General features: G+C 62.1%; 20 protein-coding genes. 8 read left to right on the top strand and 12 right to left on the bottom strand.

Going from position 1 to position 24,164, the window contains the following annotated elements:
- Window positions 1-116 precede the first annotated feature (116 nt).
- From fabF to gmk, 4 genes are all read left to right on the top strand, one after another.
- Complete coding sequence (fabF, locus tag FF124_RS14165; protein ID WP_138749139.1) at window positions 117-1,379, top strand: beta-ketoacyl-ACP synthase II; 1,263 nt, start codon at window positions 117-119, stop codon at window positions 1,377-1,379.
- Window positions 1,380-1,637: 258 nt separating this feature from the next.
- Window positions 1,638-2,714, top strand: coding sequence for an endolytic transglycosylase MltG (gene mltG / locus FF124_RS14160; RefSeq protein ID WP_425462539.1), 1,077 nt, complete (start codon window positions 1,638-1,640; stop codon window positions 2,712-2,714).
- Between the two features lie 100 nt (window positions 2,715-2,814).
- Complete coding sequence (locus FF124_RS14155) at window positions 2,815-3,702, top strand: YicC/YloC family endoribonuclease (protein ID WP_187326941.1); 888 nt, start codon at window positions 2,815-2,817, stop codon at window positions 3,700-3,702.
- 4 nt (window positions 3,703-3,706) lie between these two features.
- Window positions 3,707-4,345 (top strand): guanylate kinase, encoded by a 639-nt coding sequence (gene gmk / locus FF124_RS14150; RefSeq protein ID WP_138749137.1) that lies wholly within the window; start codon window positions 3,707-3,709, stop codon window positions 4,343-4,345.
- Window positions 4,346-4,356: 11 nt separating this feature from the next.
- Here gmk and rsmA read toward each other — a convergent pair whose 3' ends face one another.
- The 7 genes from rsmA to FF124_RS14115 form a co-directional block, all read right to left on the bottom strand.
- Window positions 4,357-5,184: a 16S rRNA (adenine(1518)-N(6)/adenine(1519)-N(6))-dimethyltransferase RsmA gene (rsmA, locus tag FF124_RS14145; RefSeq protein WP_138749136.1), complete on the bottom strand. Its 828-nt coding sequence runs from the start codon at window positions 5,182-5,184 to the stop codon at window positions 4,357-4,359.
- Complete coding sequence (gene pdxA, locus FF124_RS14140) at window positions 5,181-6,200, bottom strand: 4-hydroxythreonine-4-phosphate dehydrogenase PdxA (RefSeq protein WP_425462535.1); 1,020 nt, start codon at window positions 6,198-6,200, stop codon at window positions 5,181-5,183. The genes rsmA and pdxA overlap by 4 nt, the downstream gene beginning before the upstream one ends.
- A 10-nt stretch (window positions 6,201-6,210) precedes the next feature.
- Window positions 6,211-7,164 (bottom strand): peptidylprolyl isomerase, encoded by a 954-nt coding sequence (locus tag FF124_RS14135; RefSeq protein ID WP_138749135.1) that lies wholly within the window; start codon window positions 7,162-7,164, stop codon window positions 6,211-6,213.
- Window positions 7,165-7,408: 244 nt separating this feature from the next.
- The gene (locus tag FF124_RS14130) at window positions 7,409-9,601 is read right to left on the bottom strand and encodes an LPS-assembly protein LptD (protein WP_246072455.1); all 2,193 of its coding nucleotides are present in this window, start codon (window positions 9,599-9,601) and stop codon (window positions 7,409-7,411) included.
- A 152-nt stretch (window positions 9,602-9,753) separates the two neighbouring features.
- Window positions 9,754-10,824: an LPS export ABC transporter permease LptG gene (lptG, locus tag FF124_RS14125; RefSeq protein WP_138749133.1), complete on the bottom strand. Its 1,071-nt coding sequence runs from the start codon at window positions 10,822-10,824 to the stop codon at window positions 9,754-9,756.
- Complete coding sequence (locus tag FF124_RS14120; RefSeq protein WP_138749132.1) at window positions 10,821-11,987, bottom strand: LptF/LptG family permease; 1,167 nt, start codon at window positions 11,985-11,987, stop codon at window positions 10,821-10,823. The genes lptG and FF124_RS14120 overlap by 4 nt, the downstream gene beginning before the upstream one ends.
- A gap of 17 nt (window positions 11,988-12,004) precedes the next feature.
- Window positions 12,005-12,805 carry a phosphatase PAP2 family protein gene (locus FF124_RS14115; protein WP_246072438.1) on the bottom strand — a complete coding sequence of 267 codons (801 nt, stop codon included), beginning with the start codon at window positions 12,803-12,805 and terminating at the stop codon, window positions 12,005-12,007.
- Between the two features lie 186 nt (window positions 12,806-12,991).
- Between FF124_RS14115 and FF124_RS14110 the strand changes: the two genes are divergently transcribed.
- Both FF124_RS14110 and FF124_RS14105 read left to right on the top strand, forming a co-directional pair.
- A complete protein-coding gene (locus FF124_RS14110; RefSeq protein WP_138749130.1) occupies window positions 12,992-14,482 on the top strand; it encodes a leucyl aminopeptidase in 1,491 nt (496 codons plus the stop codon).
- Between the two features lie 17 nt (window positions 14,483-14,499).
- Complete coding sequence (locus tag FF124_RS14105) at window positions 14,500-14,949, top strand: DNA polymerase III subunit chi (RefSeq protein WP_138749129.1); 450 nt, start codon at window positions 14,500-14,502, stop codon at window positions 14,947-14,949.
- Window positions 14,950-14,985: 36 nt separating this feature from the next.
- Here FF124_RS14105 and FF124_RS14100 read toward each other — a convergent pair whose 3' ends face one another.
- Both FF124_RS14100 and FF124_RS14095 read right to left on the bottom strand, forming a co-directional pair.
- On the bottom strand, window positions 14,986-15,276 hold the full coding sequence (locus FF124_RS14100; RefSeq protein ID WP_138749128.1) for a helix-turn-helix domain-containing protein: 291 nt from the start codon (window positions 15,274-15,276) through the stop codon (window positions 14,986-14,988).
- Window positions 15,277-15,387: 111 nt separating this feature from the next.
- Window positions 15,388-15,603 (bottom strand): DUF2842 domain-containing protein, encoded by a 216-nt coding sequence (locus tag FF124_RS14095; protein WP_138749127.1) that lies wholly within the window; start codon window positions 15,601-15,603, stop codon window positions 15,388-15,390.
- A 135-nt stretch (window positions 15,604-15,738) separates the two neighbouring features.
- Between FF124_RS14095 and FF124_RS14090 the strand changes: the two genes are divergently transcribed.
- The gene (locus FF124_RS14090) at window positions 15,739-16,830 is read left to right on the top strand and encodes a COX15/CtaA family protein (RefSeq protein WP_138749126.1); all 1,092 of its coding nucleotides are present in this window, start codon (window positions 15,739-15,741) and stop codon (window positions 16,828-16,830) included.
- Window positions 16,831-16,836: 6 nt separating this feature from the next.
- On the opposite strand, the gene FF124_RS14085 is transcribed toward FF124_RS14090, so the two are convergent.
- The 3 genes from FF124_RS14085 to FF124_RS14075 all read right to left on the bottom strand — a co-directional run bounded on the left by FF124_RS14085 (window position 16,837) and on the right by FF124_RS14075 (window position 20,042).
- On the bottom strand, window positions 16,837-17,670 hold the full coding sequence (locus FF124_RS14085) for a DODA-type extradiol aromatic ring-opening family dioxygenase (protein ID WP_138749125.1): 834 nt from the start codon (window positions 17,668-17,670) through the stop codon (window positions 16,837-16,839).
- 90 nt (window positions 17,671-17,760) lie between these two features.
- Window positions 17,761-18,687 carry an N-acetyl-gamma-glutamyl-phosphate reductase gene (argC, locus tag FF124_RS14080; protein WP_138749124.1) on the bottom strand — a complete coding sequence of 309 codons (927 nt, stop codon included), beginning with the start codon at window positions 18,685-18,687 and terminating at the stop codon, window positions 17,761-17,763.
- 101 nt (window positions 18,688-18,788) lie between these two features.
- A complete protein-coding gene (locus FF124_RS14075; protein WP_138749123.1) occupies window positions 18,789-20,042 on the bottom strand; it encodes an AGE family epimerase/isomerase in 1,254 nt (417 codons plus the stop codon).
- A 315-nt stretch (window positions 20,043-20,357) separates the two neighbouring features.
- Between FF124_RS14075 and metH the strand changes: the two genes are divergently transcribed.
- A complete protein-coding gene (gene metH / locus FF124_RS14070) occupies window positions 20,358-24,128 on the top strand; it encodes a methionine synthase (protein WP_138749122.1) in 3,771 nt (1,256 codons plus the stop codon).
- The last annotated feature ends 36 nt before the right edge of the window (window positions 24,129-24,164 follow it).

Here is a 24,164-nt window from a genome sequence, read left to right as displayed (position 1 = left end):
CTCCTTGGCCGCCCGGTTCGACCGAGGGATAAGAATGCCGCTTTGCTGGGAAAGCGGCCACCCGGCTCCCGCAAAGTGCCGGATGCGAAAAGAAACTGAAAAGGGGCGATCCACCAATGAGGCGTGTAGTAATCACCGGTCTGGGCATGGTAACGCCGCTGGGATGCGGAACCGAGGTCACCTGGTCGCGCTTGCTGGAAGGCAGGAACGGCGCATCCAGGGTCACCGCTTTCGAGACGGAAGACCTGGCGGCCAAGATCGCCTGCTCCATCCCGTTGGGCGACGGCAGCGACGGGACCTTCAACGCGGATGAGTGGCTCGAGCCGAAGGAACAGCGCAAGGTCGACCCCTTCATCATCTATGCCATGGCCGCCGCCGACATGGCGCTGAACGATGCCGACTGGCACCCGAAAAGCGATGACGATCAGATTTCGACGGGCGTCCTGATCGGGTCCGGCATTGGCGGTCTCGATGGTATCGTGGAAGCCGGCTACACCCTGCGCGACCGCGGTCCGCGCCGTGTCTCGCCTTTCTTCATTCCCGGCCGCCTGATCAATCTGGCCTCCGGCCAGGTCTCCATTCGCCACAAGCTGCGCGGCCCCAACCATTCGGTCGTCACCGCCTGCTCGACCGGCGCGCACGCCATTGGCGACGCCAGCCGGCTGATCGGCTTTGGCGATGCGGATGTGATGGTTGCCGGCGGCGCGGAATCGCCGATCTGCCGCCTGTCGCTCGCAGGCTTTGCCGCATGCAAGGCGTTGTCGACCGACTTCAATGACGACCCCCAGCGCGCCTCGCGTCCCTATGATGTCGATCGCGACGGTTTCGTCATGGGCGAGGGCGCGGGCGTCGTGGTTCTGGAAGAGCTCGAGCACGCCAAGGCGCGCGGCGCAACGATCTACGCGGAAGTGGTTGGCTATGGTCTCAGCGGCGATGCCTACCACATCACCGCGCCGAGCGAGGACGGCGAGGGCGCCTTCCGCTGCATGACCTCGGCCCTGAAGCGCGCCGGCATCGCGCCGGGCGAGATCGATTATATCAATGCTCACGGCACCTCGACCATGGCCGATACGATCGAGCTTGGCGCTGTCGAGCGGCTTCTGGGGGACGATGCCGGCAAGGTGGCGATGTCGTCGACGAAATCGGCGACCGGCCATCTTCTCGGCGCCGCCGGCGCGATCGAGGCGATCTTCTCCACGTTGGCGATTCGCGACAATGTCGCGCCGCCGACGCTCAACCTCGATAATCCCGAGCGCGAAACGGCGATCGATCTCGTGCCAAAGGTCGCCCGTAAGCGCAATATCGACGTGGCCCTCTCGAACTCCTTCGGCTTCGGCGGGACGAATGCATCGCTCGTCCTGCGTCGTTACAACGGTTGATCGTCCGTCAGGCCTTGTGGATGGCAAAAAGAAACGGCTGACATCTTGCGGCCGTTTTCTTATCTAGGTTCAACGGCTTCGGCTTTGGATTCGATATCGTTGCTGCTGTGATTCTTTTCCGTCGCAGGCAAGGATGTGTGAGGCCGCATCATCGGAAGATGCGGCCGTTTTTGTTTGAAGAGGTTACCGGTGCGCGGTTCTGACCATGAAAACGGGCGTGAGAACGGCGAGGGCACGGGTGACGACCGCCGGCCGGTCGTGCCGAAATCAGCCAAGGAAGCATTGCGGCCTGAGCGTGTTCCCGAGCCCGTACAGCGTTCCAGGAAGGCCAAGAGCCAGTTCGTGACCTTCATGAATTTCGTGATGACGCTGCTTGTTCTTGCGGCCGTGGCCGTGGGCGGCATCTACTACTATGCGAAATCGAGCTACAATGAACCGGGGCCGCTGACGGTGAATGCGGAGTTTACCGTGCGCGCCGGCGCGGGCCTTGCCACCATTGCCCGGGATCTGGAGCGCAACGGCATCGTCAGCGATTCGCGTATCTTTCGCTATGTGACGGCAGCCCATCTCCGCAACGGCGAGACCCTCAAGGCCGGCGATTACGAGATCAAGGCCGGCGCCTCCATGGCCGACGTTGCGGCTCTGCTCGAATCAGGAAAATCCATTCTCTACAGCATCTCCTTCCCCGAGGGCTTTACCGTCCAGCAGGTCTTTGACCGGCTCGCCGCCGATCCCAATCTGAGCGGCGATCTGCCCGAGGAACTGCCGCCCGAAGGCAGCCTGATGCCGGAAACCTACCGCTTTTCGCGCGGGACGGACCGCACGGAGATCATCGAGCAGATGCGCGAGGGACAGCAGCGCATGGTCGACGAGATCTGGCTGAAGCGGGATCAGGGCCTGCCGATCGACAACAAGGAAGACTTTGTCACGCTTGCCTCGATCGTTGAGAAGGAAACCGGCATTGCCTCCGAGCGGCCGCAGGTGGCGGCCGTCTTCCTCAACAGGCTTGAGCGCGGCATGCGGCTGCAATCGGATCCGACGGTGATCTACGGCCTTTTCGGCGGCGCCGGAAAACCTGCTGACCGGCCGATCTACCGTTCCGACCTCGACAGGGAAACGCCGTATAATACCTATCGGATCAACGGCCTGCCGCCGGGGCCGATCGCCAATCCCGGCCGGGCGGCGCTGGAAGCGGTCGCCAATCCGGCCCGTACGGATGATCTCTATTTTGTCGCCGATGGCAGCGGCGGGCACGCTTTTGCCAAGACGCTGGACGAACACAATGCCAATGTACGCCGCTGGCGCAAGATCGAGGCGGAGCAGGGCGCCAACTGACCCTCGCCGGAGATCCGGCTTAGCGTCCGGAGGAAAATACTGTAGTTTGCGCCGCAATGGCCCGGTCCCGATTGCCGGGCAGGGGCCAAGAGGGGAAGAGATGAAGCCGCAATCCATGACGGGCTTTGCCCGCAGCGAGGGACACTGGCAGCGCTATCGCTGGACCTGGGAACTGCGGTCCGTCAACGGCAAGGGGCTCGATTTCCGGCTTCGGCTGCCGCAGGGCAGCGATCATCTGGAGAGCGAGGTCCGCAAGCGCCTGTCAGGCCGGCTGTCGCGCGGCAATGTGCAGGTGGCGCTGTCGATCGCGCTCGCCGAGAGCAGGCTGGAACTCGTCGTCAACGAGGCGGCGCTTCAGGCCGTGCTCGACCTCAAGGCCCGGCTCGGCGATGCCCTCGACGACAGGCCGCTCACCATGGAGGGCCTTCTCGGCATGCGCGGCATTGCCGAGTTCCGTGAGGCCGAAGACAGCGACGAGGCGATCGAGACGCGCGACCGCATGATCCTCGATGATCTCGACCTCGCGCTCGACAGGCTTTCGGCCATGCGCGGCGATGAGGGCGAGAAGATCGTTGCGATTCTATCCCGGCAGATCGACCGGATCGAAACGCTGACGGAAATGATTGCCGCCGATCCATCGCGCGCACCGGCCACCATCGCCGCAAGGCTTTCCGAAGAGGTGGCGAGACTGGTGGAGGCCGCGCCCGCGCTCGACAGCGAACGGCTTTATGCCGAGGCGGTGCTGCTGGCCACAAAGGCGGACATTCAGGAAGAAATCGACCGCTTGAACGCCCATGTTGCGGCCGCCCGCGCGCTTCTGCAGCAGGGCGGTCCCTGCGGACGGCGGCTTGATTTTCTGGCGCAGGAATTCAACCGCGAGACCAATACGATCTGTTCCAAATCGAATGCCGTGGCGGTGACGGCAGCCGGGCTGGAGCTGAAGACGGTCATCGATCAGTTTCGCGAGCAGATACAGAATCTGGAGTAGAGCCATGGCAGAGAGTGACGCTGTAAACAGACGCGGGATCATGTTGGTCCTGGCCGCCCCGTCCGGCGCGGGCAAGTCGACAATCGCGCGGCGGCTTCTCGCTGAAGATCCGATGATCGACCTGTCCATCAGCGCGACCACGCGGGCGCGCCGCAAAAGCGAGCAAGAGGGCGTGCATTATTTCTTCCTGCAGCCCGACGAATTCCTCGCCCGGCGTGATCAAGGCGCCTTTCTCGAATGGGCCGAGGTCCACGGCAATTTCTACGCGACGCCCAGAGCGGCGGTCGAGAAATCGCTTGCCGCCGGCCGCGACGTGCTGTTCGACATCGACGTTCAGGGCGCTGAACAACTGAAGCAGGCGCTCCCGCGCGATGTCGTCGGCATTTTCGTCCTGCCGCCGTCGATGAAGGCTTTGAAGGCGCGGCTGATGGCCCGTGCCGAAGACAGCAAGGCCGCTATGGAGGTCCGCCTGAAGAACGCCACCGGCGAGATCTCGCGCTGGCGCGACTATGAATATGTCGTCGTCAACGACGATCTTGAGGACGCCTATGACCTGGTGCGTTCGATCCTGAGGGCAGAGCGGGCGAAGCGCGAATATGAGAGCGTCATCCCGCACCATGTGGATGCGCTTCTGTCCGAGTAGCCTGAAGGGCTCTAGAGCACGCGCGCGAGCGTGCAAAATTCCTCGACGCTGAGCGTTTCGGCGCGCCGCGTCGGATCGATATCCGCCTTTTGCAGCAACGCCTCGCCGCCGAGCGACTTGAGGCTCTGGCGCAGCATCTTGCGGCGCTGGCCGAAGGCGGCCTGGGTTATCTTCTCGAGCGCTGCGGCCTCGACCGCGATCGGTTTGGCGCGCGGCGTGAGATGGACGACGCTCGACGTCACCTTCGGCGGCGGCGTGAAGGCCTGCGGGGGGACATCGAAGGCGATGCGCGCCTCGGTGCGCCAGCCGGCAAGCACGCCGAGCCGGCCGTAATGGCTGTCGCCGGGCTCGGCGACGATGCGCTGGGCGACTTCCTTCTGGAACATCAGCGTCAGCGATTGCCAATAGGGCGACCATGCCTTCGGCAGAAGCCAGTTCACCAGCAATTGCGTGCCAACATTGTACGGCAGATTGGCGATAATGCGTATTGGTCTGCCGCCGGCGATCTCGGCAAAATCCACCTTCAGCGCGTCGCCCTCGATGATCTCGAGCCTTCCCGGGTAGTGGCCGGCGATCTCCTCCAGCGCCGGAAGGCAGCGCGAATCGCGCTCGATCACGGTCAGCCTTTCCGCGCCAAGCGAGAGAATGGCGCGCGTCAGGCCGCCGGGACCGGGGCCGACCTCGATGACATGCGTGCCCTCAAGGTCGCCGGCCGTACGGGCGATCTTCTGCGTCAGGTTGAGGTCGAGCAGAAAGTTCTGGCCGAGCGCTTTCTTTGCATTCAACTCGTGATTGGCCAGAACTTCGCGCAGCGGCGGCAGATCGTCGATCTGGCTCATGGCCGCTGCCCCGATCCGGCGGTCAGCCTGGCGGCGAGCTTGAGCGCCTCTTCCAGGCTTCGCGGATCGGCGATGCCGCGTTCGGCAATGTCAAAGGCCGTCCCGTGGTCGGGAGAGGTTCGCACGAAGGGCAGGCCGAGCGTCACGTTGACGCCTTCCTCGAAGCCGAGCGTCTTGACCGGGATCAGCGCCTGATCGTGATACATGCAGATCGCCGCGTCATAGCGCGCCCTGGCGCTTGCGTGAAACATGGTGTCGGCGGGAAGCGGGCCAGTTACGTCGATGCCTTCGGCGCGCAGGATTTCAAGCGCCGGACGCACGGTCTCCTCATCCTCGCGGCCGATCGTGCCCTGCTCGCCGGCATGCGGGTTGAGCCCGGCGACGGCAAGCCGCGGCGAACCTATGCCGAAACGACGGGCGAGGTCGCGCGCGGTAATCCGGATCGTCTCGATGATCAACTGCCGGTCAAGGGCGCCCGGAACATCGGCGAGCGGGATATGAATGGTGACGGGCACGACGCGCAGGGCCGGGCAGGCGAGCATCATCACGGGGTGATACTCCGTCCCGGTCTCTCGTCGTGCGAGCTCCGCCAGAAATTCCGTATGGCCGGGAAAGCGGAAGCCGGAACTGTAGAGCACCGATTTGGCGATCGGATTGGTCACGAGACCGGCTGTCTTGCCGCGCATGGTGAGCTTCACCCCGGTCTCGATCGCCGCAATCGTGCCGGCCGCCGTGCCCGGATCGGGTTTTCCGGGCGAAACGGGCGTCGCCGCATCAATGGCGAAGACCGGCAAAAACGCGTTGAAATTCGAGACCGCGGCCTCAGGAGCCGAAACCGCGACCGGCACGTCCAGGCCGAGCATCTCAGCACGGGCCTTCAGAATGCGCGGATCTCCGAGATAGACAAAGGGGGGCATTCCCGTCTGTTCGCGGCGGGACCAGGCCTTGAGCGCAATCTCCGGCCCAATGCCGGCGGGGTCTCCCTGGGAGAGAGCAAGCGGACGATCAGTCATCATTCGGGATCAATCAGGACTTGCCCGGGGTGACGATCTGGGCCTTGCTCTTCAGTTCTTCCATATATTTCTCGCTTTCGCTGTCTCGGTCTTCCTCGGCCGAGTTCTCCTCGGCGCTGAGTACGAGACGCGCGGCGTAGTCATCGGATGTCGTCTTGCGGTCGCAGATCGCAAGGAATTCCGCGCCGAACGGCGTCGTCTGAACCGATGTGGTATCGCCCTTGGCCTTGGTGACGGCGTCCTTCCATTCGGCCGGAAGCTGAGGCTCCAGAAAGCGACCATAGTCGAGGACCGTCACGTCGTTCATCGTTGCGGCGAAGGAGATCGCCTGGTCGCATCCGGGGAATTTCGAACGCGCGGATTCGGCCTCGCGCTTGCGCTTGGCAAGCAGCGAGCCGCGCTCATTCTGCGGCACGACAAAGACGATGCGCTTCAGCAGATATTCGGTGGTCTCAGGCTTCTTGCCGTCTTTTTCCGCTGCCTCGAGCTGGGCGATGAACTGGTCCTCGGGCAGGAGCGTGTTACCGCCGTATCGGGCTCGCAGCAACTGGCTCCAACTCATCGACACGGCGATGTAGAACTTGAAGTGGTCGACGCCGACGCCGGCCTGATTGAGGATATTGCTCATCTGCGAGACGGACATGCCGTTGCTATTGGCGAAATTGGCGAAAGCGTCGTCCACTTCCGGCTGGGTGACCGACATGTTGCGAAGCGCGATCTCCGACTGCTTCAGCGCCTGGTCGATCATCGCCTCGCGCGCCTTATCGTTCAGATTGCCCTTCGTCCCCATCAGGCGCAGCAGATTTCGGCGTTTGGCGATATCGTCATTGGTGATCGGGACATTGTTGACGATGACTTCAATGTCGACGGTTTTGGCGAAGGCGGGTTGCGGCGCGGCGCCTGTGATGCCGGCCGTGGCGATCATGGCGGCGGCAAAGGCGGTCACTGAAAATCTTGCGGCAGTCATGTTCTTTCCTTTCAACAGCCTTCTGCGCCGCATGTTGCGGCGAGGCACCTTCCCGGCATGGCGGCGTGTTCTCAAGCACTGGCTCGACACCGCCTGGCCGCCCCTCCCTGGGCGCGGTGCAGTTACTGTCAGTTTCGTTCGCGGACATGTAATAGTACGATCCATGCCCATCTCTCGATGGCAATGTTTTGTCCATTTTAGGGGCAAAAGCAAGGCATTGATCGGATCGGAGCGACCGATCGGGTCAATTGAGAGAATCGCTGCCGACCACGATGTCGCCCAGCGTGCGGAAGGTCAGACGCGCGCCGATCGTCCAGTCGACGGCCTCGCGGTTGTTGTTGTCCCAGTCTTCCTGATAGGTGATCGAGAAGATCGTGCAGATGTCCTCGTATGTCAGGCCGACCCAGCGATTGGTCAGGACATTGTTGGCCAGATCATAGGTCAGCGAGCCGGAAACGCCCCAATTGTCGTTGAGACGGAAGGTGCTCGTCGATTTGATCTCGCTGTTGCGCTCATTATAGGCATAGCCCGGCTGGGCGAGAATGTTCGTGTAGTCGAGCGCCGTGTCGAACCAGCGCGAATTGTAGCCGACGCCGAAATCCGTGCGCTGCAGGGTGAAGTCTTCCTCATCGAAACGTGCGCCGCCGGTGAACGAAAGACCGAAGGGGAAGGAAACGGAAGCGGCGCCGACATAGTCGGACCGTTTCGATTCGAGACCGGAGTCGATGCCGACGCCCACAAGATCGGGGGAGGCGAAGGAATTCTTGCCCGCAAGCTGGAACGACTGGCCGAACAGGCCGTTGACCAGCATGCCGGAATCGTACACGCCGCGGTAGCGGAAGCCGATATTGGCGCGCGTGCCGCCTTCGACGCGGTCATATCCCGAAAACTTGTCACGCTCAAACAGTGTCAGCGCATCGAAGACGAAGCTCTGCGCGTCTTCGTTCGGCAGACCGCCGGCATACTGCTCGTCCGGACGGACAAAAACCTGACCGATCGGCTCGATGATGTGCGAGCTGAAGCTGTTGGTCATCAGGATCGGATATTTCATCTCCAGACCGGCGGTGACCATGGCGCGTGCGGCGGCGTCCTGATCGACGAAATTGCCGGCATAGGAATAAGCGCCGCCATTGATCTGGTTCGGGTCATCGACATTGAGCAGGTAACCGTCGGCACGGGCGGCCAGCAGCGGGCTGAGCTGCAGACCGCCGTCGGTGGTAAAGGTCCGCTCCCATTCGACTTCGCTGGTCAGGCGCGTGCTGTTGCCCTTCAGCCCGAGAAAGCGGTCGTTGACGGCTGTCGGCACCACATCATTCTTGCGGCGGACGATGTTGGTGAGGTTGTTGGTGACGGACAGCTGCCCGCCGAAAACAGGCTCCGGCGCGATATAGTCATAATCGATGACCGGCACCACGATCGCCTGCTTGCTCTCGGCCGCGTCCTCGCTGTCGGCGTCCTGAACGTCGAAATAATTGCCCTTGACCGACACCGAACTGCGCTTGCCGAGACCTTCGAGATAGACCTGGTTGTTGAAGATCTTGTCGTCATGGCCGTCGATCGAATAGGTGCGGGCGAAATTGTTGTCGCTCTGCACCATCGCATCCCAGCCGAAGACCCAGCGCGGATTGATCTGGAACTCGCCGGTGGAGGCGATCATGGCGCGGCCGTTTACCTCGGCATCGGTGGTGCCGCCGGTAAACTGGTCGCTGCCCATCTGGTCGATGCCGGCGAAACGCAGCGTGTGCTGGCCGTTGCGATAGCGCTTGCGATATTCAGCTTCCAGAAGGAAACCCTGCTCGGTATAGCCCGTTCCGGTAAAGGTGACGTCGGAACTCGGCGAGATCGGAATGTAATAGGGCAGGGAGAACCCGACGCCGAGATTTTCGCCAATGCTCATCGACGGAAACAGGAAACCGCGTTTACGCTTGACGCTCGGATCGGGAACCGTGATCGACGGCAGGACCGCGATCGTGTGACCGAGAAGCTGGAAGCGCGGGCTTTCGAGCCGGACCGTCCGGGTTTCGCCGTCCTGGATCACGCGCTGGGCGCGGATCTGCCAGAAGGGCGGCTTTTCCGGGTTTTCGGCGCATGGTACGCAGGCAGTATAGACGCCGTTCTCGAGCACCATCCTGGTGCCGTCGATCCGCTCGGCCCGTTCGCCGGCGATCGCAATATTGTCGGGCGTGCGGACACTGATGGCGTCGAGGAAACCGTTCGCGAAGTCGTCGGTGACGTCAAGCTTCTCGGCGCGCAGGCGGTTGCCGTCCGGATCGATCACCTCGATCCCGTCATAGGCCATCATCCGGCCCGCCTTCTGGTCATACTCGACCTTGTTGGCGACCATGCGATAACCGGCGTAGTAAATCTGCACGCCGCCGATGGCGGAAACCATCTGCGTATCGTGATTGTAGATCAGTTCGTTCGCCGTCAAAAGCATCGGGCCCGAATCATCGTCGGGAACGGAAATGCCGTAGTCTTCCTCAATGCTTGAAGCAGGGGCGGTTTGTGCCAGGAGGCTGACCGGCGTCAATGCGCTGGCAACCGCCAGAAGCCCGGCAAGGCCCAATTTACTCGTAACTTGCCGGGACACTAACCATCCTCCTGATGCAGTAATATCGTCAGACCCAACGCCATCGCCACGACCACCGGAATCCAGGCCGCAAGAAGCGGCGACAAAACTCCGCTGCTGCCAAACGCCTTTACAAGAACACTCGTCACATAAAGCAGAAAGCCGGACAGGATTCCACCCAAAATAACAGCCGGCGACTGCGCGAAGCGCGAAAACTTCAGGCAGACGGTGGCTGCGATGAGGGTCATGGCGACCAAAAGGAAAGGCAAGGATAACAAATAGTTATATTGCGTCTCCAAGGCATTGGTTGAAATGCCGAACTGACGCGCGAGGTCAATTTGTCTCGGCAGCGCAAAAATGCTCACAAGGTCCGGCTGGACGAGGTTCTGCTGGACGAACTGCTCGTCGAGATTGGTTTTGACCCGGACCTCGTCACGATGTGTGGATAATTCGCCGACCTCGGTTTCGGTGACGTCAAAGAGCGTCCACCAGCCATTGCTGAGCACGGCTCTTGCGGCATCCTGACGTTTCACGAGACCGCCCTGGTCGTCGAAATAGATCACCACCGCCTGGAGCAACTCGGTTCCGTTCTCGGCAATGCCGCGGCCGCCAATAATCGTGTCCTGACCGTCGGTCAGCTGTCTGAGCCATGGCACCGTCCGGTCCTGGCCATGACCGATCGCCTCGAGCCCGATCGCCTTTTTCTGGGTCCAGGAGGCAAGGGGATTGAGCGCGACGACGCTTGCCGCGCCGAGCAGCGCGGCGCCGATGACGAAGGGCAGGATGAACTGCCATACGGAAATGCCGGCAGAGCGGGTGACGACAAGTTCGTTGCGCCGGTTGAGCGCGATCAACGCAACCATGGCAGAAAAGAGCGCGATGAAGGGGATTGTCTGCTGGAGGATATAGGGCAGGCGCAGGGCCGTGATCAGCATCGCATCCGTCGTGCCCTGTCCGGCATCGACCGAGATATTGCCGATGACTTCGGAAAAATCGATCAGGTAAATAATCGAGATCACGCCGAAGAAGAACCAGCCGACCGTTATCAGGTAGCGGGTGAAGAAATAGCGGCCGAGAACGGAGAAGATCATGACGCGCCTCCGTCATTGCGAGCCCCTCGGCCGATCATGCGGGAAAAGGCGGCATTGGTCCGGTCGAGCATGCTGGCATTTCTGCGCGCCCGTCTCGGCTTCAGCAGCAGGTAGAGGCCTAGAGCGAACAGCACGATGACGATGCCGTAGGAAATCGGGACGAACAGGGCGTCGCTCTCCGCACGGTTGGTCGAAAACTGCGACATCAGCCGGAGAACGAGCGTCAGAACGAAGGCGGTCGCCATCGGCGGAATGCGCCGCTCCCTGTGCGAGCGCGCATCGCCGACGATGACGATGGTGAAGATGGCGTAGATCAGCGGCAGCGACCAGTCGGTCAGGCGCCGGGTCAGTTCCGCCCGGTAGGCGCCGGGATTGGCCTTGTAGTCCGGGTCTTCGGGATCAGGATTGAGCAGGAAGGGCAGGCCGCGATCCGTCGCCTTGCGGGAGGCCTGGCTGCGGTCGCTGGTCAGTTCCGACAGGTCGAAACTGTAGGAATCAAACTGGACGATGGAGACATTACCGGTCTCGTCTTCGCGCTGCACCTGGCCGTTTCGCATGATTAGCTGGCTGCCGCTTTCGTCAACCGCGCCTTCGCGGGCATAGTAGATGTAGGAGTTCTCAGGCTCGCGGTAATCGGCCACGAAAAGGCCCTTCAGCACCCGGCCGGAGAGCCGTTCCGAGATCTGGATGTAGAGCCCGTCCTCGATTTCGCGGAAGGTCTTCTCCTCGATTACGGTGGAGAGCAGGTCGGCATAGACCGAGGCGATCAGCGTGCGCGCCTCGGCGCGCGATTTCGGCTCGATATAGTTGTCGAGAACGAAGGAGAAGGCGCAGAGAACCACGGCGAACATCAGGATCGGCCGGTAGATGATCGAACGGTGGGCGCCGGCAGCGTCGATGACCGCCAGTTCCGAATCATTGTTCATCGTCGTCAGCGTTTGCGCCGCGCCGAGGACAAGGCCGAAGGGCAGAACGGTCGGGATGACCGTAGGCAATATCAGCGTTGCCAGCGTGAGGAAGGAAAGAATCGACTGGCCGCTGTCGGTAACGAGGTTGATTCGGCCGAGCACCTGCGTCAGCCACAGGATCGCCAGCACCGGCAACAGGGTTGCCAGGAACATGCGGACCACGCGGGCCAGTATGTAGCGTTCCAGTATCTTCATGCAGCTCTTGCCGGTTTTCAGGCCTGTGAAGCGCGGGAGCCGCGCTCGCTTGCCGTATCCTTCCTTGTGAAAAAGTAAAGTGTTCCTATGAAGATGACGATCGATCCCAGCCAGGCGAGAACGATGTCGGAGAGGTAGTGGCCGCCATAGGCCAGCCGCATGGCGGGCGACGCCAGCGCTAGCGCGATCAGCGGCGGCGAAAACAGGAGCTTGAACCGGTCGGGCACAAGAAACACGGCATAGCAGAACAGCCAGCCGGCCCCTGCCGCCTCGCCGGAAATGAACGAGCAGTTTGAACCGCAGGCGCCCGAGAAATCGCCTGCCGGCACGAAGCTCAGATCGCCGCCGAACAGATCGGTATTGCGCGGCCGCGGCCGGTGTGAATGTTCCTTGAGGATCATGTTCACCAGGATGCCGGGCCCGAGGATGAGCGCGGTCAAACCTGCCAGCAGACGTTTGACCAGGCGGACGTCATAGGTCGCGCCGTGATGCGACCAGGCCATGACAAGCCGGACGATGATGCCGACGCCGAGTATGATCGGCAGGTAGAAAATCAGGTCGCGCAAAAGTCCGAGCGCCTTGTCGCGGGCGATCGGAAAATTGCCGCAGACAGTGTCGGCCGGCGTGCTGGTGGCGCAATGGGTCTGGCTGAAAAAGGCCCGTGACGCGCTGATATCGATCGCGGGAAACAGATAGAAAAACAGGAGCAGCACCCACCAGAGAGCAAACAGAATGACGAAAGCCGCCTTGAGCGGCGGCATGTCGCCAAGGCGACCGAATGCGTCTGTCAGCCATCGTTTCGGCCTGGAACTTGGCAATGCGGATTTTCCGGTTTCGTTCGTCATGCGTGAAGCACAGCGTTTCCTATTTGGTGGTTTTAAGTGTTATGAGGACGGGGTCAACCGTTCTCGGCCCGTTGCGTTAACAAGGGGTAGATTTCTTCTCTTGCTACAACCTGACGGCATAACCACGGCGCGCATTCCCGAAACTCCGGAGCACTCACAATGAAATTCTCGATCTCCTTTGCAAAAACGGCAGATATCGCTGGCAAGACAGTCATCACGCTCGCCACGGAAGGCGGCGCTCCGGCCGGATCCGAGGCCCTTGGCGGGATCGACCCGCTTTATCAGAAGGCCGCGGCGACCGCCGGTTTCAAGGGCAAGCCCGCATCCTCGCTCGACCTCCTGTCGCCGGCCGACAGCGAAGCGGCGCGGATCATTGTGCTCGGGCTCGGCAAGGCCGATCAACTTGTTGCGAACAGCTACCTGCAGGCCGGCGGAAAGGCCGCAAGCCTCGCGCCGAAGGCCGAGACGCTCGTGGTCTTTGCGGAATCGGCAGGCGTTGCAACGGTTGCCGGCAATGTCGCCGAATTCGCCGTTGGCATGATTCTCGGCGGCTACAATTTCGACCGGTTCAAGACCACCGGGCGGGATGAGGACGACGAAGCGAAGGAGGTTGCCGTCGAGATCGTGACCGCAGATCCGGCCGCCGCCGCGACAGCCTTTGCCGAACGCAAGGCGATCGGCGACGGAGTGATGCTGGCGCGCGAACTGGTCAACCTGCCGGCCAATATCCTCGGCCCGCGCGAATTCGCCGACAAGGCGAGGGAACTCGAATCACTCGGCGCCAGGGTCGAACTTCTGGACGAGGCAAAGATGCGTGAGCTCGGCATGGGCGCGCTTCTGGGCGTTGCCCAGGGCTCCGTCCGTCCGCCTTACCTGGCGGTGATCGAGTGGAATGGCGGCGAAACCGACGAACGGCCGATCGCCTTCGTCGGCAAGGGCGTCGTCTTCGACACCGGCGGCATCTCGATCAAGCCGGCGGCCTCGATGGAGGACATGAAGGGCGACATGGGCGGTGCGGCCGCCGTCATCGGCCTGATGCACACGCTGGCCGCGCGCAAGGCGAAGGTGAATGCCGTTGGCATTCTGGGCCTCGTCGAGAACATGCCGGACGGCAATGCCCAGCGTCCGGGCGATATCGTTACCTCCATGTCCGGCCAGACGATCGAGGTGATCAACACCGACGCGGAGGGTCGCCTGGTGCTGGCCGATGCGCTCTACTACTGCAATGAGCGCTTCAAACCGCGCTTCATGATCGATCTGGCAACGCTGACCGGCGCCGTGATGGTGGCGCTCGGTTCGCATCGCGCCGGGCTGTTTTCCAATGATGACGGGCTTTGCGCCGAACTGGCGAAGGCGGCGGACACGACCGACGAAAAAATCTGGCGCCTGCCGCTCGGCGAGGAATATGACCGTATGGTCGATAGCCGTTTCGCGGATATGCGCAACACCGGTGGATCGCGCCATGCCGGTTCGATCACGGCGGCGCAGTTCCTCAAGCGCTTTGTCGGCGAGACGCCCTGGGCGCATCTCGACATCGCCGGCACGGCCATGGGCGCGCCGAAGAACGCGATCAACCGCGGCTGGGCCTCCGGCTTCGGCGTGCGGCTGCTCGATGAGCTGGTTCGCAGTCATTACGAAAAGCGCGGTTAAGTGGAGAGAGCGGTGCTGTGACGGAGATCCTGTTCTACCATTTGACGGAATCCCTGCGCGAGGCCGCCTTGCCGCCGCTTGTCGAAAAAAGCCTGGAGCGCGGCTGGCGGGTCGCGATCCAGACCACAAGCGAGGCGGAGCGTGACCGACTCGACGGCATTTTGTGGACCTTTCGCGCCGACAGCTTCATTCCGCACGGGACTGATGCCGAAGACTTCAGCGAAGCCCAGCCGGTGCTGCTGACGACGGCGGGCGACAACACAAACCAGGCCGATATCCGCTTCTTCGTCGAGGGCGCGGAGGTGCGCGATGTCGATGATTACAGCCGCGTGGTGGTGATGTTCGACGGCCATGACGGCGACGAACTGACCCGGGCCCGCGCGCAATGGAAGGCTCTCAGGCAGGGTGAACACAGCCTGACATACTGGCAGCAGGGCGAGGGCGGACGCTGGCAGAAAAAGGCCTGACAACCGATTGTCGTTCCAGACTAGGTCGCGCCTGTCTCAGCCGTCATTCGTCGCGTTAAGGTCCTCCGGCCTGATCCCGTCGCAGGGATCGACCGAATGGGCGAGACGAACCCCGGGTCCGCCGCCGTTTTCGCCGTCCTCTATGAAGGCGATTCCCTTCTTTGCGAACGCTTTTTCCAGCGCGTCCGCTACGGCGAAATCGCGTTCGCCGCCGTCCGTCTCCGCCTTGGCCAGTGCTTCCCGGTCCACGCCGGTCAAGGCCGCGGCTTCATCTTGCGAAAGTCCGAGCAGGGCGCGGGCGGCGCGGATCTGTTGCGATGTGATCATGGTCGTGATGCCTTCGGCGAGCGTTGTCTGTGTTGACGATCTATAACATTTCCAATGTGGGAAATCTTCGGCGGTTCCATGCCCGGTCGAAAAATCATCGTCGAGACAGGATCAGCGCCGGTTCGCCGGCGGACCGGCCATCCACTTGATGATGAACATCGCGGGAATGATCCAGAGCAGGCCAGTCAGGAAGAAATAGAGCAGCGCAGCCCAGGCGGGTCGACCGTCCAGCACGACGGTTGCCAGCGTCGTGGCCGTCAGGGCATAGACGATCACCAGCGTGACGATCAGTATCGTCCCGATAAATTTACGCAATCTGACTGGCACGGTCGCAATTCCCCCCTTATGAAGTGATGTGAGACTATGCCGTCGATCGGCATGTGTGAAGCCCGGCGGACGCGATCCGTCAAGTCATGCACATGAGCGGCAATGGCAATGCTGGTTTGACTGGAGAAAAGGCCGATGGCAAATGCAACTTCCCCCGCCATTAGCGAGAGCGAACAGCGGTTCAACGCAGCGCTCGTGCGGGGCTGGCTCTATTTCGTCGTTCTGACGCTGTTCTGTCTGGTGCTGGTCGGCGGCGCGACCCGGCTGACGCAGTCGGGCCTGTCGATCACCGAGTGGAAGCCGATCCACGGCATCATTCCGCCCCTGAGCCTTGCCGAATGGCAGGAGGAATTCGCGCTTTACAAGCGGATCCCCGAATACCAGCTTTTGAACAAGGGCATGTCGCTTGCCGAATTCCAGAACATCTTCTGGTGGGAATGGAGCCACCGCCTGCTGGCGCGCGCGGTCGGGCTGATCTTCGCCCTACCGCTTCTCTTCTTCTGGATATCGAAGCGCCTGCCGAAGGGGCTTGGCTGGCCGCTGACCGGGGTGCTCGCGCTCGGCGGGCTGCAGGGCTTCATCGGCTGGTGGATGGTGTCATCGGGCCTATCGGAACGCACCGACGTCAGCCAGTACCGCCTCGCCGTCCATCTGATCATGGCCTGTCTGATCATTGCGGCCTGCGTCTACATCGCAAGGGGGCTGAAGCCGCGACGCCATGAGGATCCGCCGACCGGCGCTTCGCACGGGTTCGCGATCGTGCTTCTCGTCGCGGCCTTCATCCAGATCTATCTCGGCGCGCTCGTGGCCGGGCTGGATGCCGGGCTTTCCTACAATACCTGGCCGCTGATGGATGGCGCGATCGTGCCGCAGGACCTGCTGCTGCATCAGCCGGCATGGCTGAACTTCTTCGAAAACCCGAAGACCGTGCAGTTCACCCACCGCATGGGCGGCTATGTCCTGCTGTTGCTGGCGCTTCTGCATTATCTGACGGAGTGGCGCGGCGCGGTGGCGCGCGGGCTTGATCTGGAACTCTCACAGCATGCGCGCGGGGCGCTGGCGATCCTGGTCGTCATCCTGCTGCAGGCGGTGCTCGGTATCTTCACGCTGGTGCTGCAGATGCCGCTGTGGCTGGCTCTTTCGCATCAGGCCGGCGCGATCATCGTGCTGATCCTCGTCACCGGCCATCTGCGCGGCTATCGTAGGCCTCTCATCGAAGAGGTCTGAGAGGGACTAGCCGAAGCGATAGGCCGAGTAGGGCTTGCCGCGGAAATTGCCCTGAAACTCCCGCTTTCCGGTGTCTTTGCCGGCAGCGCCGGCGGCGACGAAGACGGGGACGAGATGGTCGTGATCGGGCACGTGGCATTCCAGCGCATCGGGATTTTCGGTCCATGTGGCGAGCCGGGCCGCGCGTTCGGCCGGGTCCGCGATCGAAAGCGCATCCTTCAGCCAGTCGTCGAACCGGGTTGCCGCCGCCGCATGGGCCTCGTCCTGGCGGTAGAACATGCGCATATTATGATAGGAAAGGCCCGAGGCGACGATCAGGATATCCTCGTCGCGCAACGCTTGCAGCGCCTCGCCGATCCTGAAATGGGTCTCGGCCGAAAGGTCCGGATCAAGCGACATCATCACGATCGGCACGTCGGCCTTTGGGTACATCATCATGAACGGGATGAAGACGCCATGGTCGAAGTCGCGCTCGGAATCCGTTGCCGTTTCAATACCGGCGGACGCCAGCACGTCACGCACATGCTCGGCAACGTCCGGCGCGCCGGGGGCAGGGTAGTCGAGCTCGAAGGTATGCGGCGGAAAGCCGTAATAGTCGAAATACATGCCGGGGTGCGCTGCCGTGGAGACGGTCAGCCTGTCGACCTTTTCCCAATGGGCCGAAATCACCAGAACCGCCTTCGGGCGGCGGCCGAGCGCACTGTCGAACCCCTTGAGGTAGATCTCCAGTTCCTTCCACGGGTCACCCGGCGGGAGAACGCCCTCGGGCCCGTGCATGAATGGCCAGGGACCGCCGCCATGGGGAATGAAGAAGACGGGAAGACGCGATTGCGTAGACATCGGGCAAATCCTCGCTGATTGCTTTCACCCAATATAGCGAGGCGGGCGACCGGCCGCGACGGGCGAACCGGTCGACGGATTGTTCACCGTTCAGGCCGACAGCATCAGGTCCATGTTCTGGACGGCGGCGCCCGATGCACCCTTGCCGAGATTGTCGAGCTGGGCGACCAGATTGACATGAGCGCCGCCGCCGAAGACGTAGATCTTCATGATGTCCTGGCCCGCAAGCTCTTCGGCATTGAGGCGCGCGAGCGATCCGCTTTCGGCAAGCGGCACGACGCGAACGATGTCCTGGCCGGCATAGTATTCCGAAAGCAGCGCGTGGATGCTTTCCTGATTGTGCTCGCCTTCAAGCTCCTCGAGGTAAAGCGGCACCTGAACCAGCATGCCCTGCGGGAAGCGGCCTACGGACGGCGAGAAGATCGGCGCGCGCGGCAGAAGGCCGTGCGTGGTCATTTCCGGCACATGCTTGTGCGCCAGGTTGAGGCCATAAAGGAAATGCTGCGCGTCGATGTGGTCGTCGCGGCTTTTATCCTCCATCTGGGCAATCAGGTTCTTGCCGCCGCCGGTGTAGCCGGAGACCGCGTTGATCGTGACCGGATAGCTGTCGGGAATGATGCCGGCGGCCCGCAGCGGACGGATGAGGCCGATCGCGCCGGTCGGGTAGCAGCCGGGATTGGCGACATAACGGGCGCCACGGATGCGCTCGGCCTGGTCCTTGTCCATCTCGGCAAAGCCATAGGCCCAGTCGGGATTGACGCGATAGGCCGTCGACGTGTCGATGACGCGCACGCTGTTATTGCCCGCGAGCATGCCGACGGCTTCGCGAGAGGCGTCGTCGGGCAGGCAGAGGATGGCGATATCGGCGCTGTTGATCAGGTCTTCGCGCATTTTCGGATTGCGGCGTTCCTCATGCGGGATCGACAGAAGCTCGACATCGCGGCGTTCAGCCATGCGGGTGCGGATCTGCAGCCCCGTCGTGCCGTGTTCGCCGTCGATGAAAATCTTTGCTGCCATTTTCCTGTCCTGTCGCTCAGAGGTGCGGTTGTCTCGCGCACCTATATAAAGCGGGCCCTGAAGGCCCGCAATGTTTTCACCCGATTGAATGGCGTGAAAGTTCAGTGCTTGACTTCGCGGAAGATCACTTCCGGAAGGCTGCCGAGTGCCGGGAAGAGCGGAATGAGGCAGGCCTGAAGCGCGTGGTAGATGTCGCTCTTGCCTGGGAAAAGCGTCGCCTGCGGCACCAGGTCTTCCGAAAGCTCCTCGTGCCAGCCGCCTTTTTCGTGGTCGATCAGATGATTGGCGACAAAGCTCCACTGTTTGCGATAGGCATACATGTGCATGTCCTGGCCGAAATGCGAGGTGAGGAAATGCGTCGCGCCGATGCCCTCGCAATGGGGCCACCAGAGCTTGGCTCGGTTCTTCGGCTTGTTGTCCCAGTCGAGCGTGTAGAACATGCCGCGCTTTTCATAATCCCAGCCAAGCTTGAAGGCGGAGACGAAGAGCTCATGCGCGGCCTTTGGCATCCAGCTGTGCGAGCGGCCGGTGAGCGTGTGAAGCTGGAGAAGAAGACGCGTCCACTCCAGCCAGTGCCCGGGGGTGGTGCCGGAGGGCCTGAACATTTCGTTGCCCGAATAATTGTAGTCGACCTTCCAGTCCTCGGTGAAATGCTCGGCGACGCGGAAGCCGCATTCGCGGGCGTGCTTGTGGATGATCAGCTCGGCAATGCGCTTGGCCTTGGTCAGATATTCGATATCGCCGGTGACCTCATAGGCCTCCATCAGCGCCTCGGTCATGTGCATGTTGCAGTTCTGGCCGCGATAGCCGCGCACGGGCGTCCAGTCGGTCTCGAATTCCTCGGCGACGGCGCCGTGCTTGTCTTCCCAGAAATGCTTGTTGATGACCTCGGTGACGTCGGCGATCATCGCATCGGCCAGTGGATGACCGGCGAATTTCGCGGAAGAAGCCGCAAGCAGCACGAAGGCGTGGCCATAGGCCTGTTTCGAAGGGTCGGCCACGGGCCCGTCATCATTGACCTGCCAGAAATAGCCGCCGCGTTCCTTGTCGCGATGGTTCTCCCACAGATAATGCATGCCGTGGTCCATCAGGTCGTCGCAGCCGGGCCGTCCGAGAAGGTGACCGATCGCCATGCAGTGAACCATGCGCGCCGTGGTATGGATGCCGCGCACCGGATTGTCCCCGCCGGTCGGCCTGCCATCCTTGTCGAATTCGAAGAAGCCGCCCTTCGGGTTCACCGAGCGGTACTGGAAATAGTCGAACAGGTCATTGGCCTGTTTCCACAGCCATTCGCGGTGATAGGGCCTGTTGATCCAGCGCGGCGGGGCGACGAGCGTATTGATCTTCGGTTTCATGGGTTACCCTCCCTTTGATGCAACCGGGCGCTGCGCTGGCGCACGGGAAATGTTGATCGCTACTGTCGGATGAGGCATCCGGATTGGTCGCGCACGCTCCGTTCAGTCACTTGATTAGTTTATATAGCGCGCAGGATAGCATCTCAATTCCGATTTGCATCCCGCTTGATCATGCGCAAAGAATGCCGGAAAACCGAAGCATGCGGCGAAAATCATCCGTTGACCGGACGCCAAGGGCAAATGGCCTCCCTATAGACATGTTGACATAAAGATATCTTTATGTGATTTCATGGCCTCGGAAACTGGAGATGGCAGATGCTTGACGAACTGTTCGGAGAAGAGGCGCCGAAGCGCACCGGCAAGGAAATCCGTGCCGCACTGGAAAAGGCCGCCCGCGAGCGCATCCTCATCCTCGATGGCGCCATGGGCACGCAGATCCAGGGTCTGGGCTTCGACGAGGATCATTTCCGCGGTGACCGCTTCATTGGCTGCGCCTGCCATCAGCAGGGCAATAACGATCTTCTGATCCTGAGCCAGCCGAAGGCGCTCGAGGATATCCATTACGAATACGCCATTGCCGGCGCGGATATTCTGGAGACCAACACGTTTTCCAGCACCCGCATCGCCCAGGCCGACTACCAGATGGAGGACATGGTCTATGAGTTGAACCGGGACGGCGCGCGGCTTGCCCGCCGCGCCGCGATCCGTGCCCAGCAGGAAGACGGCCGCCGCCGTTTCGTCGCCGGGGCGGTCGGGCCGACCAACCGCACGGCCTCGATCTCACCGGACGTGAACAATCCTGGCTATCGCGCTGTAACCTTTGATCAATTGCGTGATGCTTATCGCGAGCAGATCGAGGGTCTGATCGATGGTGGATCGGATCTGATCCTGATCGAGACCATCTTCGATACGCTGAATGCCAAGGCCGCCGTCTTCGCAGCCCGCCAGGCGTTTCGCGCCAAGGGAATCGAACTGCCGCTGATGATCTCCGGCACGATTACCGACCTTTCCGGCCGCACGCTCTCCGGCCAGACGCCGACCGCCTTCTGGAATTCGCTGTCGCATGCCGATCCGTTCACGATCGGCCTTAACTGCGCGCTCGGCGCTGACGCGATGCTGCCGCACCTGCAGGAGCTTTCCGGCGTTGCCGACACCTATATCTGCGCCTATCCCAATGCCGGCCTGCCGAACGAGTTCGGCCAGTATGACCAGGATCCGGAGGAAATGGCCGGGCTGATCCGCCCGTTCGCCCAGCAGGGCCTCGTCAACATCGTCGGCGGCTGTTGCGGATCGACCCCGGAACATATCGGCGCGATCGCCGCGATCGCCTCCAATTTCGCGCCGCGCGAGGTGCCGGAACACAAGCCGGTGCTCTCGCTTTCGGGTCTCGAGCCGTTTCACCTGACCAAGGACATTCCCTTCGTCAATGTCGGCGAGCGCACCAATGTCACCGGCTCGGCGAAGTTCCGCAAGCTGATCACCAATGCCGACTACGCGACCGCGCTCGATGTTGCCCGCGACCAGGTGGAAGCGGGCGCGCAGATCATCGACATCAACATGGACGAGGGCCTGATCGATTCGGAACAGGCGATGGTCGAATATCTGAACCTGATCGCCGCCGAACCGGATATCGCTCGCGTGCCGCTGATGATCGACTCCTCGAAATGGGAGATCATCGAGGCCGGGCTGAAATGCGCCCAGGGCAAGTCGCTGGTCAACTCGATCTCGCTGAAAGAAGGCGAGGCGCAGTTCATCGAACGGGCGCAGCTGATCCGGGACTATGGCGCGGCAACCGTGGTCATGGCCTTCGACGAGAAGGGCCAGGCCGACACCTTCGAGCGCAAGGTCGAAATCTGTTCGCGCGCCTACAAGATCCTGACCGAGACGGTCGGCTTCCCGCCGGAAGACATCATCTTCGATCCGAACATCTTCGCCGTCGCGACCGGGATCGAGGAACACGACAATTACGGCGTCGATTTCATCGAGGCGACGCGGGCGATTCGCAAGAACCTGCCTTACGCGCATGTCTCGGGCGGCGTCTCGAACCTCTCCTTCTCCTTCCGCGGCAACGAGCCGGTGCGCCAGGCCATGCACGCGGTCTTTCTCTACCACGCCATCCAGGCGGGCATGGACATGGGCATCGTCAATGCCGGCCAGCTGATCGTCTACGAGACGATCGATCCGGAACTGCGCGAGGCCTGCGAGGATGTCGTGCTCAATCGTCGCTCGGATGCGACCGAGCGGCTGCTCGACATAGCCGAGCGCTATCGCGGAACCGGCAAGGCGGAAGAGCGCAAGCAGGATCTCGCCTGGCGCGAATGGCCGGTGGAAAAGCGGCTGGAGCATGCGCTGGTGAACGGCATCACCGAATATGTCGAGGCCGACGTGGAAGAAGCGCGCCAGGCCGCGGAGCGTCCGCTGCACGTCATCGAGGGCCCGCTGATGGCCGGCATGAATGTTGTCGGCGACCTGTTCGGCGCGGGCAAGATGTTCCTGCCGCAGGTGGTGAAGTCCGCGCGCGTGATGAAGCAGGGCGTCGCCGTGCTTTTGCCCTACATGGAAGAGGAAAAACGCCTCAGCGGCGCGGAGGAGGGCGGCTCCAACGGCAAGGTGATCATGGCGACGGTGAAGGGCGACGTGCATGACATCGGCAAGAACATCGTCGGCGTCGTGCTTGCCTGCAACAATTACGAGATCATCGATCTCGGCGTGATGGTGCCGGCGGAAAAGATCCTGGCGGCGGCGAAGGAACACAAGGCCGATATCATCGGGCTGTCCGGCCTGATCACGCCATCGCTTGATGAAATGGTGCATGTGGCCTCCGAAATGGAGCGGCAGGGCTTCGATCTCCCGCTGCTGATCGGCGGAGCGACCACCAGCCGGACCCATACGGCGGTGAAGATCGACCCGGCCTATAACAAGGGCCAGGTTGTGTATGTGGTGGACGCGAGCCGCGCCGTGGGCGTGGTCAACAATCTCCTGTCTGCGGAACTGAAGGAGGGCTATATCGCCGGCATTCAGGCGGAATACGCCAAGGTGGCCGAAAGCCATCGCCGGGCCGAGGCGCAGAAGAACCGCCTGCCGCTCGCCGCCGCGCGCGCCAACCATGTCAAGGTCGACTGGAACGGGTATGCGCCGCACGCGCCGTCATTTTTGGGTACCAAGGTGTTCGACGACTATGACCTTGAGGAGCTGTCCCGCTATATCGACTGGACGCCGTTCTTCCAGACATGGGAACTGAAAGGCCGCTTCCCCAACATTCTGGACGACGAGAAACAGGGCGAAACCGCGCGTCAGCTCTATGCCGATGCGCAGGCGATGCTGAAGAAGATCATCGAGGAGAAATGGTTCCGGCCGCGCGCGGTCATCGGCTTCTGGCCGGCCAATGCCGTCGGCGACGATATCCGCCTCTACAAGGACGAGAACCACGAAGAAGAACTGGCGACCTTCTTCACGCTGCGACAGCAGCTTTCCAAGCGCGGCGACCGGCCGAATGTGGCGCTTTCCGATTTCGTCGCGCCGGTCGAAAGCGGCAAAAAGGACTATGTCGGCGGCTTCGTCGTCACGGCCGGCTTTGAGGAAATCGCAATCGCGGAGCGCTTCGAGCGCGCCAATGACGACTATTCCTCGATCATGGTCAAGGCGCTTGCCGACCGTTTTGCCGAGGCCTTTGCGGAGCGGATGCACGAGCGCGTGCGCCGCGAATTCTGGGGCTATGCGCCGGACGAGAACTTCACCAATGCCGAACTGATCGGCGAGCCCTATGGCGGCATCCGACCGGCCCCCGGCTACCCGGCCCAGCCGGACCACACCGAGAAGCGCACGCTTTTCGATCTGCTCGATGCCGAGAAGGCGACCGGCGTGGAACTGACCGAAAGCTATGCCATGTGGCCGGGCTCGTCGGTGTCGGGCATCTATATCGGCCACCCGGACAGCTATTATTTCGGCGTTGCCAAGGTCGAGCGCGACCAGGTGGAAGACTATGCCGCGCGCAAGGGCATGGAGATCGAGGAGGTCGAGCGCTGGCTCGGGCCTGTGCTCAACTACATTCCGGCGGATGCCAAGCCGGTGGACGACGCCGCCTGACCTGCGGCGTCACATCCTGTCATCATTCCCGGGCTT

Source organism: Martelella lutilitoris, assembly GCF_005924265.1.
GTDB classification, from domain to species: Bacteria; Pseudomonadota; Alphaproteobacteria; order Rhizobiales; family Rhizobiaceae; genus Martelella; species Martelella lutilitoris.
This window is presented reverse-complemented; position numbering and strand designations above follow the sequence as displayed.